At 33.8% G+C, this 18,214-nt stretch carries 11 protein-coding genes; 8 read left to right on the top strand and 3 right to left on the bottom strand.

Features of this window, described 5'->3' with window-relative positions:
* Positions 1-82 precede the first annotated feature (82 nt).
* Positions 83-1,198 carry a citrate synthase gene (gene citZ / locus J0N78_RS04790; protein ID WP_209121891.1) on the bottom strand — a complete coding sequence of 372 codons (1,116 nt, stop codon included), beginning with the start codon at positions 1,196-1,198 and terminating at the stop codon, positions 83-85.
* Between the two features lie 296 nt (positions 1,199-1,494).
* Between citZ and J0N78_RS04785 the strand changes: the two genes are divergently transcribed.
* From J0N78_RS04785 to J0N78_RS04765, 5 genes are all read left to right on the top strand, one after another.
* Positions 1,495-3,621: an ATP-binding protein gene (locus tag J0N78_RS04785; protein ID WP_209121890.1), complete on the top strand. Its 2,127-nt coding sequence runs from the start codon at positions 1,495-1,497 to the stop codon at positions 3,619-3,621.
* A 169-nt stretch (positions 3,622-3,790) separates the two neighbouring features.
* Complete coding sequence (locus J0N78_RS04780) at positions 3,791-5,944, top strand: sensor histidine kinase (RefSeq protein ID WP_209121889.1); 2,154 nt, start codon at positions 3,791-3,793, stop codon at positions 5,942-5,944.
* Positions 5,922-7,295, top strand: coding sequence for a sigma-54-dependent transcriptional regulator (locus tag J0N78_RS04775; protein WP_209121888.1), 1,374 nt, complete (start codon positions 5,922-5,924; stop codon positions 7,293-7,295). Before J0N78_RS04780 ends, J0N78_RS04775 begins: the two co-directional genes overlap by 23 nt.
* Before the next feature lie 229 nt (positions 7,296-7,524).
* On the top strand, positions 7,525-8,454 hold the full coding sequence (locus J0N78_RS04770) for a glycine betaine ABC transporter substrate-binding protein (RefSeq protein ID WP_209121887.1): 930 nt from the start codon (positions 7,525-7,527) through the stop codon (positions 8,452-8,454).
* Positions 8,455-8,494: 40 nt separating this feature from the next.
* Positions 8,495-9,427: an MmgE/PrpD family protein gene (locus J0N78_RS04765; RefSeq protein WP_209121886.1), complete on the top strand. Its 933-nt coding sequence runs from the start codon at positions 8,495-8,497 to the stop codon at positions 9,425-9,427.
* 55 nt (positions 9,428-9,482) lie between these two features.
* On the opposite strand, the gene pyc is transcribed toward J0N78_RS04765, so the two are convergent.
* Positions 9,483-12,932 carry a pyruvate carboxylase gene (gene pyc, locus J0N78_RS04760; protein ID WP_209121885.1) on the bottom strand — a complete coding sequence of 1,150 codons (3,450 nt, stop codon included), beginning with the start codon at positions 12,930-12,932 and terminating at the stop codon, positions 9,483-9,485.
* A gap of 174 nt (positions 12,933-13,106) precedes the next feature.
* Between pyc and J0N78_RS04755 the strand changes: the two genes are divergently transcribed.
* Positions 13,107-13,763 (top strand): TetR/AcrR family transcriptional regulator, encoded by a 657-nt coding sequence (locus tag J0N78_RS04755; protein ID WP_209121884.1) that lies wholly within the window; start codon positions 13,107-13,109, stop codon positions 13,761-13,763.
* Between the two features lie 15 nt (positions 13,764-13,778).
* Here the strand turns inward: J0N78_RS04755 and J0N78_RS04750 are convergent, their stop codons facing one another.
* Positions 13,779-15,326 carry a glycine betaine uptake BCCT transporter gene (locus J0N78_RS04750; RefSeq protein WP_209121883.1) on the bottom strand — a complete coding sequence of 516 codons (1,548 nt, stop codon included), beginning with the start codon at positions 15,324-15,326 and terminating at the stop codon, positions 13,779-13,781.
* A 247-nt stretch (positions 15,327-15,573) separates the two neighbouring features.
* Between J0N78_RS04750 and J0N78_RS04745 the strand changes: the two genes are divergently transcribed.
* Together J0N78_RS04745 and J0N78_RS04740 are read left to right on the top strand one after the other, a co-directional pair.
* On the top strand, positions 15,574-16,881 hold the full coding sequence (locus tag J0N78_RS04745; protein WP_209121882.1) for a glycine/sarcosine/betaine reductase component B subunit: 1,308 nt from the start codon (positions 15,574-15,576) through the stop codon (positions 16,879-16,881).
* A gap of 13 nt (positions 16,882-16,894) precedes the next feature.
* Positions 16,895-18,211 (top strand): glycine/betaine/sarcosine/D-proline family reductase selenoprotein B, encoded by a 1,317-nt coding sequence (locus J0N78_RS04740; RefSeq protein ID WP_247747140.1) that lies wholly within the window; start codon positions 16,895-16,897, stop codon positions 18,209-18,211.
* Positions 18,212-18,214 lie beyond the last annotated feature (3 nt).

Genomic DNA, 18,214 nt, shown 5'->3' with positions numbered 1-18,214 from the left:
TGTTTAGAACGATCAACTGTTTACTCCTGTGTACCGTCTTTGATAATGATAAACGGAAACTCAACAATGATAGTCCGTTTAATTATCTTTTATTGATCGGTTTATACGTTTGTTTTGATGGCCCTACGTATTCTGCACGTGGACGAATGAGACGATTATTTTTATACTGTTCTAATATATGGGCAATCCATCCAGAAGTACGACTTATTGCAAATATAGGTGTAAATAAGTCATGTTTAATTCCTAAGCTGTGATAGACAGATGCAGAATAAAAATCAACATTTGGAAGTAAGCCTTTTTCAGCTGTAACAATTTCATCGATCTTTACAGACATGTCATACCATTTATTTTCTCCAGTAATCATTGATAGCTGTTTTGACATTTCTTTAAGGTGTTTAGCTCTTGGGTCTCCATCTTTATAGACTCGATGGCCAAACCCCATGATTTTCTTTTTGTCTGCAAGTAAATTTTGAATATAGTTTTCAACATTGGCAGCATCTCCTATATCCATTAGCATGGCCATAACGGCTTCGTTAGCCCCACCGTGTAAAGGTCCTTTTAAGGCTCCTATAGCTGCAGTAATTCCAGAATAGATATCAGATAGGGTAGCGACACAAACGCGTGCAGTAAATGTTGAAGCATTTAACTCATGATCAGCATGAAGGACCAATGCTTTATTAAAGGCTTTGATGGAAACTTTATCAGGTATTTCTTCATTTAACATATAAAGAAAGTTACCAGCAAAACATAAATCAGACTTAGGAGAAACGGGCTTCTTACCATCTCTAATACGAGAAAAGGCTGCAACTATAGTTGGGATTTTTGCTTGGATACGAATGGCTTTCTGTTGATTCGCTTCCAAACTTTCGTTGTCAGCATCATTATCATATAGGCCAAGTGAAGAGATGATTGTTCGAAGAAATGCCATTGGATGGATATTATTGACTGGGAGTGATTTCATCTGATTTATAAGTTCGGTAGAAACAGCCATATTACTTGTTAATTGCTTTGTATGATGTGTTAATTCTAATTGACTCGGTAATCTTTCATTCCATAATAGATATATTACTTCTTCAAAGCTAGCATGTTCGGCTAAGTCATCAATATCATACCCTTGATAAGTTAAAGCACTTTCAATAATAGAACTAACACTCGATGTGGTTGCAACGACCCCTTCTAATCCTTTTGTTTTTAACATTTAAACATCTCCTTATTGTTAGTCATGTTCAATCCTAAAGTCCAACACTATAGTAGCGTTGGAGACTTTAACATAAACAAATTCAGTATTGAACTTTAGTATAATCATGATTATAACATAATCTAAATTATTATACAATTCAGAAATTTTATATTTCTAAATTATTTGAAGGATTCAGGAGAGCAAAGTTTTAGCGACGTATAAATTCGAAATTGTAAAACAAACAAGTATATAATATAATCATGATTATATATGGCTGTTAAAATAGAATACGAGTAAAAAAGGGGGAAACTGGTTTGAATTTAGTCTATAAATATAAAAAAAATGCACTAGTTACAATTTGTCTATATGTGATACTTTATTATTTGTGGATACTAATAGGTGATGGAGAAAGTTCAGGCTTTCTTATGGGGGCAGGGATCATCGGTATTACAGGTGCATTGTTAGTAGTGACCTTTCTATTATTATCAATAAAAACCAAATTGGACCCAAAGGAAAAAAACTTCTGGAGCATAGTTTTAATTGCATGTTGTTGTTACTTCACTGCAGAAATACTATGGAGGTATCAAATCTCTTTTTTAAACAATCAATATAACTTTCCAAGTACTGCAGACGTATTTTACATTATTTTTGTATTCATTTATGCACTAGCTTTACTTTATAGAGTTTCGGTATTTGCAAAAAGAAAAACTTTAAAAACGATTCAATTGTTTATTGATGCATTTATTATCATGACAGTTATTTTTACTTTTTGTTGGATTTATTTTTTAAAACCTTTATTATCGGATACAAATATAGAGCCAATGAATCAAGTGATTTCTTTAGGTTATCCAGTTGCACACTTGGGGTTGCTGCTAGGCATACTATTAGTTTATTGTTCATCTAAACCGCTATTTTCTTCAACAGTACTATACTTAAACTTAATAGGTCTTTCGATTTATATAATAGGAGATTTTATCTATCTATATAAATCGATTTATGACACGTATCAACACTTTACTTTGTTGACTCCGGTATGGAATATAGCTCTTCTGTTAATCGCATATTCTAGCTTTGAAATTGAAACGTATAAAAAAAGAATTATAATAAGCACTGAGAACTTTGCTTTCCACACAAGGGGAAAGCATACTCTGATTGCAATGCCATACGTTTCACTTTTAGCTTTTATATTTATTTTTCTTATGAACCGGGAAGAGGTTGTAAGCGTTTTCTGTGGTGCTGCTTTTGTTCTCTTATTACTAACTATACGACAAATGATCACTCTAAAAGAAAATACAGAATTAGTGGAACGACTAAAATATAGAACTGATGAACTAGAAAGGCTACAATTGGACTTAATAGAAAGTAAGAAAAGGTATACGTCTCTAATTGATTATCATCCTTATATTATTTTCTCCATCGATAAAAATGGAAAAATATTAATAGCAAATAAAGCAAGCGAAAGGATACTAGGTTATTCAAAAGTGGATTTAGTGGATCAACAATACTTTAACATGATTAAACAAAATAAAAAGAATAATGATAGTGTGGAATACTTTAAAAAGGCGTTACAAGGTAAATCTTTAAGCTTTGAAGAGAAACTGGTTAAAAAAGACGGAAGATCTGTTGATGTAAACGTAACTTATATACCAATAATTATTAACAAAGATGTAGATGGAGTTTTTGTGATGGGTGAGGATATAACTGAAAAGAAAAAAACAGAAGAGCTGATAATAAAATCAGAGAAGTTATCGGTAGTAAGTCGATTAGCTGCCGGAGTTGCACACGAAATTAGAAATCCTCTAACAACAATAAAAGGTTTTTTACAGCTCATTCATAAGGGTGAATTAAATAAACAAGATTTTATGAATATTATTATTTCAGAGTTAAATCGCGTTGAGATTATTATTCAAGAATTTCTCAGCTTGGCTAAACCGCATAATGAGAATTCGTATAGGGTTACAAATATAAAGAAAACATTAAAAGATGTTACTGATTTGCTTAGAACGAACGCCATATTAAAAAATATCGAAATTGTTTTCAATGCAGAAAATAGCATTCCTATGATAGAATGCAATGAAAATCAAATTAAGCAAATTTGTATCAATTTAATTCAAAACGCGCTTGATGCGACACCACAAACTGGAAAAATAGTTATAGATATAAAATCTAGGGAAAACAAACAGATTGTTGTTCGTATTATTGATAATGGTTGTGGTATACCTAAAGATCGAATCCATCGCTTAGGGGAGCCGTATTATTCTACAAAAGAAAAAGGAACAGGTATTGGATTAATGGTCTGTTATAAAATTATTGAACAGCATAATGGGATGCTTACTATCTTCAGTGAGGAAAATAAAGGTACTGAGGTTGAAGTAGTTCTCCCCATGATGCAAGAAAAAAAGTCAACAGTAGAAAGACTTATTGAAACCAAGTCTGTGTAATTATACTTTAAATGGATTAGAAAGAATTTTTTCCTATAGAAAATAGTTATTGTTTACTATAATATTTAAATAAAAAGAGAATACTGAATTTTTAGATATATAAGTGCGTATAAATGAATTTTGTTCATCTAAGTTGTTTTTAAAGTAAATGATTAGGAAGGTAAATCACATGGAGTATACCCGCCCTAAGTTAATCAAACGCTATCTTTTAATTACATTAATAGTATGTATCTCTTCATTAACAACAGTTTATTTAATTACCGTAAAGGTTTTAAATAGCTCTGTAATGGAAGAAGTGGAGTATCGGAATCAATTGATGGCCAAAATGGTCGCACATCAAACTAATTTTTATTTGGAACAAATGATTAATGATATTCGAGGAGTATCTTCCTTTGTATTAGAAGAACGTAATAATAAAGAAGTATATTTAGATGAAATGAAAAACCTTGTCATAAAAAACCCACTGTATTTCCAAATTAAAGCTTTTAATAATAAAGGAGAAAACATCGTATCAGTACCTGAAGTAAATCTTCCCAATCCTCCTGAGTTTGAAGAAGTTTTAGAGCGGTTAAAATGGAGTAAAACTCATTATATTTCCAATGTGATAACAATGGAAAATGGACAAAAAAATATAGTCGTTGCTTATCCTGCTATAAATAATTTAGGTGAATATGAGGGTGGCGTTATTGCATTTATTAGCTTAAATACTTTATCTCAATATTTAAGCCAAATTAAAATTGGCGAACAAGGTGTAAATGTTCTTATTGATCGAGCAGGGACAATTGTAGGGCATAATAATGAAAGCTTTATCGGGTATAATTTAAAGGATCATACTTTAACTAAACTATTAAATAAAAGCAGGATCGGGACTTGGGAAGGTTATTTATTTAATGAAATGATGCTATTAGCGTATAGGCCAACTACATTAGGCGGATTTGGGATTGTAGTTGGTGAAAGTAAAGAGCAAGTTATGATGCCAATTACTAAAGTTCAAACGATTTTGTTAAAGAGTTTTGTTGTTGTATTGTTCCTAACCATTTTGCTTACTGTAATTGGGGTAAAGCGAGTAATAAATCCAATTAATGAATTAATCAAACAAGCAAAAGAATATAAAGAGAGAAAAAGAAGCGAATTTCAATTAATAGAAACAGAGGATGAATTGCAAGAGTTATCTTTTACTATGCATGAAATGGCACAGGAGCTAATTAATAAGGAGAAAAGAATGTCTAATATTCTTGAAGCCATTCCATATGCTGTGATCACAACGGACGCAACTGGAAATATAGTAACCTTTAATAAAGGAGCCGAGGACCTCATTTTATATGAAAGAAGTGAAGTAAAGGGAAAATCAATTCTTGAACTTCATATTAGAGAAAATGATAATAAGAAAAATAGTGAGTTTATTTCATGGAAGACCTTTAATGAAGGAAAAGAGTTTGAAGAAATAGAGGGGTATATTTTAGGTAAAGACGGAGTAAGACGTGATGTTAGAGTCTATTCTGCATGGTTTAATTATAAAGAAAATAAAAATATTGGAATGATATTAATACTAAGAGATGTTAGTGAATTAAAGAAGATGGAGGAGCAACTGAAACAAAGTGAAAGGTTAGCTTCTTTAGGGCAATTAACAGCTGGTATTGCCCATGAAATAAAGAACCCTTTAAGTATTATTCAAGCAGCAGCTGAAGCGATTCAGTTAGAAGTTGTTGAAGAGACTGCTAGCCATCATTTAATTCATGAGCTAAGTAATGATATTCTTGAAACCACGGATAGGCTTAATAAAACATTAACAGAATTTCTAAAAATGTCTAAAAAAGAAAAATGCGGTAAAAAAGAAGTGGTAAATTTAGTTTCAATGATCAATGAACTATTAACATTATTAAGAAAAAGATTAGAAGAACAAAATGTAAAAGTTTTCCCACAATTTAAGGGATTGTGTGAGTTTGACGTAAATGTCTATGCTAATGAAAATCAACTGATTCAAGTATTTCTAAATATTATTTTAAATAGTTTACAAGCAATGGAAAATGGTGGGGACTTGATTATTCATATAAATGAAGATGAATACGATTGGGAAGTCATAATTGAAGATACTGGGAAAGGTATTCCGACTGCAGAAATTAAGTGGATATTTGATCCCTTTTTTACGACCAAAAATAGTGGAACCGGTTTAGGCTTGTCTATTGCCTATGAAAATATTATACAAAATAACGGTAGGATTAGAGCAGAAAGTAAACTAGATGAAGGAACATCTATAACTATTAATCTCCCTAAATGGAATAAGGAAGTGGGGCAAGCGAATGAATTCTATATTATTAGTTGATGATGAAGCAAAATTGTTAAAGATTTTTCAGTCTTCTTTAACAAAGAAAGGCTATGATGTAAGAACTGCTGCTAACGGTCAAGAAGCTCAAAAAAAAATTGAAACGTTAGAAAATGGGATTGTATTTTTGGATTATAAATTACCAGATACTACTGGATTGGAATTGTTAAAAGAATTTAGTTCATTATACCCTAGAAATATTTATATTATGATGACAGCTTATGGAAATATAGATAATGCTGTTGCAGCAATGAAAGCTGGTGCATTTGACTATATAATAAAGCCTGTTAAACTTGAACAAATTTTAATAGTGATTGAAAAGGCCTTTGAATGGTTAAAGGTAAAAGAAGAAAATACTTTGCTGAAAGAAAAGTTAAATCAAACAGTAATAGTAGACGAGTTATTTGGTGCGAGTTCAGTAATGAAAACCATTTTTAATTTAGTTGAAAGGGTTTCAACTACGGATGCGAGTATATTATTACAGGGTGAAAGCGGTACAGGTAAGAGTATGATTGCAAAGGCAATTCACAGACTAAGTGATCGAACAAATGCACCATTTATCCCTGTCAATTGTGCATCGATACCTGAACAGTTACTAGAAAGTGAGCTTTTTGGTCATAAAAAAGGAGCCTTTACAGGGGCCGTAACGGATAGAAAGGGGAAGTTTGAAGCCGCAAATAAAGGTACACTCTTTCTAGATGAAATAGGTGAAATAACTCCTTCATTTCAAGCGAAGCTCCTTCAAGCTACACAAGACAAATCATTTATTCCAGTAGGAAGTGATGATGTAAAATATGTTGATGTTAGAATAATAACAGCGACAAATTGTAATTTAAAGGAAATGGTGAAAGAAGGGAAATTTAGAGAGGATTTATATTACCGATTAAATATAGTGAATATTTATATTCCGCCATTACGAGAACGTCGAGATGATATTTTAATATTAGCTGAAAAGTTTTTAGAAAAGTTCAGAAAGAGAGATGGAAAACATTACGAGTTATCACAAAAAGTGGCTAAGTATTTAGTGACCTACGATTGGCCTGGGAATGTAAGAGAACTTGAAAATGCAGTAGAAAGAGCAATCATCTTATGTCGCGAAAGCGAGCTTTCAATTGATGACTTTCCAAGTGAAATAAAAGAAGCCAACCTTTATAGCTACTCTAGTGATCTTAATGCTGAAAAAGATGCAAAAACACTTCCTGAGAAAGTAGAAGCATTTGAGAGGGAACTTATTCTTAAAGCTTTGGATGATGCGATGGGGCAACCGGCAGCTGCTGCAAAAAAATTAGGAATATCACGGCAAAGTCTATTATATAAAATGAATAAGTATTTTCAGCATAGCAACTCATAAATTATCACGAAACTCGGCTTAATCCGAGTTTTTTGTTTTGTAAAGAAATTTTTACACTGTTGAAAAAAGTCTTTACTGAAAAGTTCAAAAAAGTATGAAAATGAATTAACTTTATGTTGGCATAAATTTTGCAATAAGTATTGTAGTAGAGAGTAATCAAAAGTAACTGAAGATCTGTTTGACAGGATGAAAATATAAAACAATCAACGGTATAAGGGGTTATTAAAAAATGGAGAAGAAGCTTTATTTAATTTTAATTGTATGTCTTTTATTTGCGCTAGGGGGGTGTAACTGGGCAGGTACACAACAGGAACAAGATCAAGAAAGTTTCGAAAAAAAGGGGAAATTGGTAATCGGTGGAAAGGATTTTACTGAGCAATCTATTCTTTTATTACTTACGTCTATTTACCTAAATGAAAATGGCTACGAGGTCGAAGTCATTAATCGAATGAAAAGTAATGACTTACGAGAAGCACTCATTAACGGTCAAATTGATTTTTATTGGGAATATACTGGGACGGCGCTTATGCTCTTTTTAAATGAAAAAGGGGAAAGTGATCCTGATCAGGCTTATAGAAAAGTTAAGGAACTAGATGAATTAAATCATATTGAGTGGTTAAATAAGACCGATTTTAATAATACTTATGCGATCTTAATGACCAATGAATTATCAAAAGAATTGGGAGTTCAAACGATATCTGACCTTGCAAAATATATAAACAATGGTAGTAGGATTAATTTTGCTTCTGAAACTGAGTTTTATGACAGGGATGACGGGCTCAAAGGACTCCAAAGTTTCTATAAGTTTGAAATTCCAAGAAGTGATGTACTGACAATGGATTCTGGGTTAACTTACAATGCGTTAAGGGAAGGGCAAGCTGAAATAATAGTTGGTTTTGAAACAGACGGTAGTAATCAAGAACTCGAACTTTTTAAATTGGAAGATGACCAATCCTTTTTTCCAGCTTACAATGCTGCACCTGTTGTAAGAAAAGACGTACTTGCTGCTCATAAGGATTTAGCTTATTTGTTAAATCATATTGCTGATCGTTTAGACACTGAAACGATGATGAAGTTGAATTATTCTGTCGATATCGAACAAAAAAACATTTTAGAAGTCTGTCGGACATGGCTGAAAGGTGAAGGCTTGATTCACTAAGATAACATACTGTATTTAATATGAAAGGGGAATAATAAAAATGAACCGTCATTTAGAAGTTTATGTTGGAAAAGAAACAATCGAACAGGCGAGTGGTAAGACATTAAATTTTCTAAAAAAGGTGTTATTAGATGTTACAGCTTTTACTATTGCAGGATCTCAGGCAGAAGAAGCAGTCGGCATAAAAGATTTTGCAATGCAGCTTTGGAAAAAAGGAGACTGTTCCCTATTTATTTCATCCGAAAAATTAAATGCAGTTGGGGCAGCTTTTGTAAATGCATCTATGGCAAGTGTATTCTTTAAAGATTATTGTCAATTACTAGAAAAGAATGATTTAGGAACAATGCTCTTTCCGGCGTTGCTAGCTGCAGCAGAAGATAGAGAAGTCAGTGGAAAGGAGTTTCTCACTTCTTTACTAATAAGTTATGAAATTGGATTGAGAGTAGAAAAATGTGCACATCAATTAAATATAGATAAAAAAATGGATAAGTATACATGGGGAGTTATTGGGACGGCAGCTGGTGTCGCAAGGGTTTTAAAGCTGGAGGGTAACTCAATTGAGCATGCATTAGGGTTAGCTGAACGGTATTCTTCCTATGCTCCAATGATTGATTCTGCAGATGGAGCATTATCAGACGAAGATCGAGTAAGCTGGGGAAGTATGACAGGAGTTAATTCTGCTTATTTAGCTGAGAAAGGAATTAGCAGCACTTCAACTTTACTTTCTTCGGGAAAAGAAGAGTCATTTATAAAAGGGTTGGGGGAGCATTATCACGTAGAAACGATTAATCAGAATACGCCATATATGACAGAGAGTGAACGTGAGAAAAAATTTTTACTTTTAACCGAGTCTGGAATAGGAAAAGAAAAAAGTAAACAATTGTTTGAAATGATTAACCAAATTGAACGTATACAAAATATTAGAACGTTAACATCTCTTATAAATAAAGATCTATTAAAACAAGTCGTATAAAACTACTATATATTAAAAAAGTGCGTCTAACCTCTACGTTTAGACGCACTTTTTATTATTCATTTATTTCTAATAATAAATCACCTGGTTGGATCGCATCCCCATTTGTTACGTAAATATCTTTAATCGTTCCTTCAATCGCCGCTTGTACTGTTGTTTCCATTTTCATCGCTTCAGTAATAGCTAAATGATCACCTTTTTTTACAATATCGCCTTTTTTAACTAATACGTTCAATACTGTCCCTGGCATTGAAGCTCCAATATGGTGAGGGTTATTTTTTTCTGCTTTAGGTTTAACTACAACTGATGTTTTAATATTCAAATCTTGGACTGTTACTTCACGTGGTTTCCCATTTAATTCAAAGTAAATAGTACGAGTTCCGTTAACTTGCGCTTCCCCAATCGAAATAAGTTTTACAAATAAAGTTTTTCCATGTTCAATTTCAATATTAATTTCTTCATCAACACTCATACCATAGAAAAATGTAAGTGTATCTAGAGGAGATAAATCTCCAAATTGGTCTTTTAATTGAGCATATTCTAAAAATACTTTTGGATAGAGTGCATATGAAAGGATTTCATGGTTTGTCACTTCACGATTTAAACTTTGAACAAGAGTATCCTCTATCTCTTTAAAGTTTATAGATTCTAATAACTCCCCGGGACGTACAGTAATTTCTTGTTTGCCCTTTAGGATAATATTTTGAAGTTTTTTTGGAAAGCCTTGATAGGGTTGACCTAAGTAACCCTGAAAAAACTCGACTACTGAATCTGGAAAGTCTAAATTGTAACCCTTTTCAAAGATATCATCTTCTGACAAATTATTTTGAACCATGTAAAGTGCCATATCACCAACGACTTTTGAAGATGGAGTTACTTTAACAATATCTCCAAATAAATCATTAACACGTCTGTACATTCGTTTTACATCTTCCCAGCGCTTTTCTAGACCTACTGCCTTGGCTTGCTGTTGTAAATTACTATATTGACCCCCAGGCATCTCATGCTCGTAAACCTCGGAGTGGGGAGTATTCATTCCGCTTTCAAAGGCTTCATAATATTTTCTAGTATCTTCCCAGTAAAAGGATAGCTGATCTAATTTATGAATATCAATGTTAGGACGGCGCTCTATATTTTGCAATGCATAGTATAATGAATTTGCACTAGGTTGCGAGGTTAATCCAGACATGGAACTAATAGCGACGTCTACAATATCTACCCCAGCCTCTATCGCTTTTGCATACGTAAAAATACCATTTCCGCTAGTATCGTGTGTATGGAGATGTATAGGAATATCTATTGCTTCCCTTAAAGTAGAGACCAATTCATAGGCAGCTTGTGGCTTTAATAGTCCGGCCATATCTTTAATACCAAGAATGTGGGCTCCTTGACTTTCTAACTCTTTAGCTAAATGTTTGTAATATTGTAGATCATATTTTTTTCGTGTGGGGTCTAAAATATCACCGGTATAACAAATCGTTGCTTCTGCTATTTTATTAGCATTTCTTACGGATTCAATGGCTAATTTCATGCCATCGACCCAATTTAAGCTATCAAATATTCGGAAAACATCAATACCAGATTCGGCCGATTGATAAACGAATTCTTTTATTAAGTTATCTGGATAGTTTTTATATCCAACTGCATTGGAAGCCCTTAATAACATTTGAAATAAAATGTTTGGTGATTTCTTTCTGAGCTTAATTAAACGTTCCCAAGGGTCTTCATTTAAAAACCGCATGGATACATCAAAAGTAGCTCCACCCCAAACTTCTAGCGAAAATAGGTTAGGTAACATTTTTGAAGTGGGTTCTATGATTTGTAATAAATCTTTCGTTCGAACTCTAGTAGCTAATAAAGATTGGTGAGCGTCTCGGAACGTAGTGTCTGTTAATAGAACGTTTTCTTGTTTTTTTATCCACTTTGCCAGTCCATCTGGACCGAACTGGTCTAATATTTGCCTGGTTCCATTTGGAATGGATTCGAAAGTATCTATTTTAGGAATTCGTTGGGATGGAAGGAGGGGTTTATCCTTTTTTCCAATGCCAGGAAATCCATTAACTGTTGTTGAGGCAATATAAGTTAACATCTTCGTACCACGATCTTTTCGAATAGGGAAATCAAATAATTCAGGAGTTGTATCAATAAAAGATGTGGTGTAACGGCCTGATAGAAACTTTTCATGTTTCACTACATTTTCTAAAAACGGTACATTTGTTTTTACCCCTCTTATTCTAAACTCTTTTAAATTTCGTTCCATTTTTATCGCAGCATGTTCGAACGTATTACCCCAAGTTGAAATTTTCACAAGCAAAGAGTCATAGTGCGGGGTAATGATAGAGCCTTGAAATCCATTACCAGCATCTAAACGAACCCCAAAACCTCCACTCGAGCGGTAGACGGTAATCTTCCCGGAATCTGGCATAAAGTTATTGGATGGATCTTCTGTTGTTACCCTTGATTGAATAGCAAATCCGTTCGTTTTTATATGTTCTTGTTTTGGGATGTTAATCGTATCACCATGTAAATTATGTCCTTCAGCAATCAATATTTGTGACTGAACAATATCAATCCCAGTAACCATTTCAGTAATGGTATGTTCTACTTGAATGCGAGGATTAACTTCGATAAAGTAAAAATGACCAGAAGGAGTAACTAGAAATTCAACGGTTCCAGCATTTAAGTATTGGACACTTTCTGATAAGTTAACAGCTGCATTGCAAATGTCTTCTCTTAATTGACGATCTATTGATATACAAGGTGCAACTTCTACAACTTTTTGGTGTCTTCTTTGTACAGAGCAATCTCGTTCGTAAAGGTGAACGATATTACCATATTGATCTGCAAGAATTTGAACTTCGATATGTTTAGGGTTTTCTATAAATTTCTCAACATAAACTTCATCGTTTCCAAATGCAGACTTAGCTTCAGACTTTGCCCGTTCGTATGCTTCTTTTAATTCGTTTTCAGTTCGAACAATTCGCATTCCTCTCCCGCCCCCACCAAGGGCTGCTTTAATAATAAGAGGATATCCATGTTGATTAGCAAAATCAAAAACCTCGTCAACACTTAAAACAGGGCCATTACTTCCAGGGATAACAGGAATATTTGCTAAAATAGCCTGTTCACGTGCTGCAACCTTATCACCAAACTTAGTTAAATGATCTTGTTTTGGACCTATAAAAATGATACCTTCCTCTTCACATCGTTTAGCAAATTCAATATTTTCAGATAAAAAACCATAACCTGGATGAATAGCATCAATCTCATTTTGTTTAGCAATTTCGATTATCCCTTCAATATCTAGATATGCATCAATTGGTTTTTTACCTTCACCAATGAGGTAAGCTTCATCAGCTTTATATCTATGGTATGCTCTAATATCTTCATTAGAGTAAACAGCCACTGTACGAATATTCAATTCGGTACAAGCTCTGAAAATACGGATAGCGATCTCGCCTCTGTTGGCAACTAAAACTTTTTTGATATTTTTCTGTCTATCCATTCGTAGCCTCCCAATTATATCTTTTTGTCAAATAGGGTATTGATATTTAAAAACATGAAAATATATTTAGAGTACTCAGATTTTTTATTGGATCTATAAAAAAAAATTATGCTATACTAAACATATCGTAATTATAAAATAATCTTAGTTATAAATTTGCCGAGGTGTATTTAAATGAAAAATCCTAAAAACAAGGAAATTCAGACAATAAGGATGATGGTTTATTTTATAGATGCAACGTCAGAAATTATTAAGAATGAAGGTATGGATAAAATCACTATTCGAAAAATAGCGGATTTAGCTGGATTTAATAGTGCAACAATCTACAATTACTTTGAAGAATTATCGCATTTAATTTTCTTTGCTTCTATGAGATACGTAAAAAAATATATTGATGCATTGCCTGAATACCTTGATTTAGCAACTAATCCATTAGAAAAGTATTTTAAAATATGGGAATGTTTCTGTAAGCATTCATTTGAAGACCCACAAATTTACTATGCTGTTTTTTCTTCGAATTTAGGGTGTCCTCCTGAAAAGTTATTAAAAGAATACTATGGTATGTTTCCAACAGATTTAGTTGAAGTACCAGAAAGCTTAAAAAACATGCTTAAAGAACCAAACTTGGCAAAACGAGACCGGATTGCACTCGACGAATGTGTTCAAAATGGTTATATAAAAGAAGAAGATGCAATTAGACTAAGTGAGATGCATTTTCTCATCTGGCAAGGAATGCTTAATATGATGTTAAATAAAAGGGTAGATTATTCGATTGAAGAAGCTACAAATATTACAATGAGTCATATTCGTCAAACGTTAAATATGAGCTAGTTAATATTTTAGGATTTAAATTACATCTTTTTTATTTTCTGTCATAACAGGTTCTTGTATATTGTAAGTAGGTTTTTGCGCGTGTTCTTTAATAAGCCCTTTTAATAATGCAAAACACATAACTGACATTACGATTGTAAATGGAAAGGCTGCTGCAATAGATGCGGACTGTAATGTATTAAGACTGCCACTTAGCAGTAAAACAATAGAAACTAGTGAAAGTATAAAACCCCATACTAACTTGATTTTTCGAGAAGGATTAAGGTTTCCTTTTGAACTAAAAATAGATAAAACAAATGTAGCTGAGTCGGCAGATGTTACAAAAAAAGTTACTACTAAAATTACAGCTAGTACACTAAGTATCGATCCAAGAGGGAAATATTGTAAAAATGCAAACAATGCTGAAGTTACGTCGTTAGTGGCTGCATCTGCCAATGCTGTATTTCCTAAATTATGAACGAGGTGTAGGCTAGTACCACCAAAGGTAGAAAACCATACGAAAGTTCCTGCTGTAGGGATAAATAAGACTCCTAAAATAAATTCTTTGATCGTTCTACCTTTGGATATTTTCGCAATAAAACTACCAACGAATGGAGCCCAAGCAATCCACCATGCCCAATAAAATAGAGTCCAGCCTGTAATCCATGAATTATCACCAAATGGTCGCATTCTTAAGCTCATAAATAGTAAATTGTCTAAATAGCTTCCTACCGTACTTGTAAATACTTTAAAAATCTGTGCAGTTGGACCAAGGATCATTAAAGTTAGCATTATACCTAAAGCAAGCAGTATATTGAAGTTTGATAGAATTTTCATTCCTTTGTTAATTCCTATAAAGGCAGAACCTGCAAAGATAACTGTAACGACACAAATAATGATGATTTGGCTATTAATCGTATTAGGAATATTAAATAGGAAATTAAGGCCCCCAGCAATTTGCATCGTTCCTAAGCCTAAAGAAGTTGCAATTCCAAAAACGGTTGCAAAAATAGCTAGAATATCAATGGTTTTTCCGATAGGCCCATGTATTCGTTCGCCGATAATTGGATAAAATGTTGAACTAATTAACCCTGGAAGCTTTTTTCGATATTGGAAAAATGCCAGACTTAATCCGATAATTGTATAAATAGCCCATGGGTGAAGTCCCCAATGAAAATACGTATAGGTCATTGCAGTATTAGCTGCATCAGTAGTGCCCCCTTCGCCATATGGTGGCGAAACATAATGGAATAATGGCTCTGCTACACCCCAAAATACAAGTCCAATCCCCATTCCTGCACTAAATAACATAGAGATCCAAGAGAGAGTTCCATAAGCTGGTCTGTCAGTATCTTCTCCTAAGCGCATCTTTCCGAACCGTGAGAATATTAAAATAGTAGCCATAAACAGAAAGCCAAGTGTTGCTATAAGGTAAAACCATCCAAAGTATTCAACTGTCGTTCCTAAGAAGAATTCAACCCACTTAGCTAACAATTCATTAAAAAACACACCGAAAATAACAAATATACTAGTGATCAAAAGCGAAATACATAAAACAGTATTATCTTTTAATTTTCCTATCATAATTTTCCTCCTCATATAGTAGATTTTTGCTTACATTTAAAATCAACCCTCCCTATCTTAGTAAGCGTTTTCAATTTAGGATATAACTATGTTCAATCAGGATTGTATCATAATCATGATTAAAAAACAATTCAGAATATTTTATAAATATTTTTGTGAAAAACATATTTACTTTTCCGAAAATTAAAATTATAATGTAATCAACATCGCAGAAATAATCATGATTATGAAAAAGAGGAGGGGAAACATGAAACTAGAAGTAGGTAATTTTTATGTGAACGATATTATCTTCGGAGATGTGACATCGTATAATAATGGGGTTTTAACCATTAATAAAGAAGAAGCTTTACAAGTAGTTTATGAAGATGATCGGATTACAAGTGCTGATCTAGTAATAGCGAAACCTGGTGATCCAATTCGTATTACACCAGTTAAAGAAGCGGTTGAACCGAGATGTAAAGTATCAGGTGGTGTCTTATTTCCAGGAGTAACCAATAAGCTTGTTCAAGCTGGAAATGGCCGAACTCATGTTTTAAAAGGAAGTTGCGTACTAGCGGTAGGAAAACATTGGGGTGGATTTCAGGATGGTTTAATAGATATGAGTGGTCCTGGTGCAAAACAAACTATGTTTTCTGAGTTACTTAATATTTGTTTAGTTGCAGATACGAATGAAGAGTTTGAGAGAAATGAACAACAGAAAAAAAATAAAGCAATTCGTTGGACGGCTATGCGATTGGCGGAGTATTTAGGGAACTGCGTAAAAGAAAAAGAGCCTGAAGAGATTGAGTTATATGAACATTTACCACTAGATCAAAGAAGTGAAGCAGAAAAACAACTACCGAGTGTTGTCTATGTTTTACAGTTACAATCGCAAATGCTTGAAAGCGGTTACAACGCACTGGTGTATGGATGGGATACGAATCGAATGGTTCCTACATACATGTCAGCTAATGAAATACTCGATGGAGCTATTATATCTGGAAGTTTTATGCCATCTTCATCAAAAATATCAACGTATCAACATGTAAATAATGCAGTACTCAAACGACTGATTAGTGAACATGGAAAAACCATCAACTTCTTGGGTGTAATTGTTTCAAACTTAAATGTTCAATTAGAAGAAAAGAAACGTTCAGCACTCTTTGTACGTCAATTAGCTAGTTCTTTAGGTGCTAGTGGAGCTATTATTTCAGAAGAAGGATACGGAAATCCAGATTCAGATTTTATTCTTGTATACAATGAGTTGGAAGATGCGGGAATTAAAGTTGTTGGTATTACAAATGAATGTACTGGTCGAGATGGAAAGTCACAGCCTCTCGTTGATTTATCTGATAAAGCTAATGCAATTGTATCAACTGGGAATGTTTCCCAATATATTAAACTTCAGCCAATGGAAATTGTCATTGGAGAACTTGAGGCATTAGCAAGAGATGGAAACTCAGGTGGCTGGGAAGGATCAGTAAAAGAAGATGGTTCTATTGAAATGGAAAATAACGGAATATTCTGTGCGGACTCTAGTTCAGGGAACCACTATAAAACTGTTGTTGAATATTAAAGGGGGGAATTAAATGAAGAAAGCCATTCATTACATTAATCAATTTTTTGGCCAAATAGGTGGCGAAGATAAAGCGGACTTCCAACCGGAAATCCGTGAAGGCACTATTGGTCCTGGGTTATTATTAAATTCTTTATTAGCACCAGATGCAGAGGTTACGCACACGATTATTTGTGGTGATAACTTTATGGGTTCAAATAAAGACGAAGCCATTGAAAGGATTTTATCGTTTTTAGAAGATAAAGAGTTTGATATTTTCATTGCTGGTCCAGCATTTATGGCAGGACGTTACGGCGTAGCTTGCGGTGAAATATGTAAAGCAGTAAAGGAAAAATACGGTGTTCAAGTTGTAACAAGTATGTATGTAGAAAATCCTGCAGTTGAAATGTTCCATAAAGAAATTTATATTTTCCCTGGTGGAAATAGTGCTGCAGCTATGCGTAAAGATGTTCCAAAGATGGCTTCCTTTGCGAAAAAGCTTTTGCAAGGAGAAGAATTGAAATCTGCAAATGAAGAAGGTTACTTCCCTCGTGGTGTGCGACTAGAAACATTTAAAGAACCAACAGATGTTGGGGCAGAGCGGGCCATCAATATGCTGTTAAGCAAACTTAATAATGAAGATTATAAGACAGAAATGCCTATGCCTGTAATTGAAAGAGTACAAATTGCTCCAGCCATTGAAGATTTAAGCACAGCGACAATTGCACTAGTAAATTCAGGTGGGATCGTTCCTGTAGGAAACCCTGATCGAATTCAATCTGCTTCTGCAACGAAATGGGGTAAATACAATATCGATGATTTGGAAGCATTAAAGGCAGGAGACTGGGAGACTATTCATGCGGGATTTGATCCAGCAGCAGCCAATTCAAATCCAAATCGAATCGTTCCTTTAGACGCATTACGGAGTTTAGAGAATGAAGGAAAGATTGGAAAAGTTCATGAGTACGTTTATTCCACTGTTGGTACAGGGACTACCCAAGCAGAGGCGAGCCGAATGGGTGCAGAAATTGCACAACAACTAAAAGATGCAAATGTTTCTGCTGTTATTCTAACATCCACCTGAGGGACTTGTACTCGTTGCGGTGCAACGATGACTAAAGAAATTGAGCGTGCAGATATCCCAATTGTACAAATGGCTAACTTAGTTTCCATTGCCGAAACGGTTGGGTCAAACCGTATAGTACCAACGATTTCAATCCCTTATCCATTAGGTGATCCAAATACACCTGAAGAAGATCAGTGGAAGTTAAGAAGACATCGTGTGGAAGTTGCATTAGAAGCATTAACGACAAATATTGAAACGAGTCAGATCTTTGAAGTAAAAATCTAAAGG

Source organism: Alkalihalobacillus sp. BA299 (assembly GCF_017745675.1).
Classification (GTDB): Bacteria; Bacillota; Bacilli; order Bacillales; family Bacillaceae_F; genus Alkalihalobacterium.
This window is presented reverse-complemented; position numbering and strand designations above follow the sequence as displayed.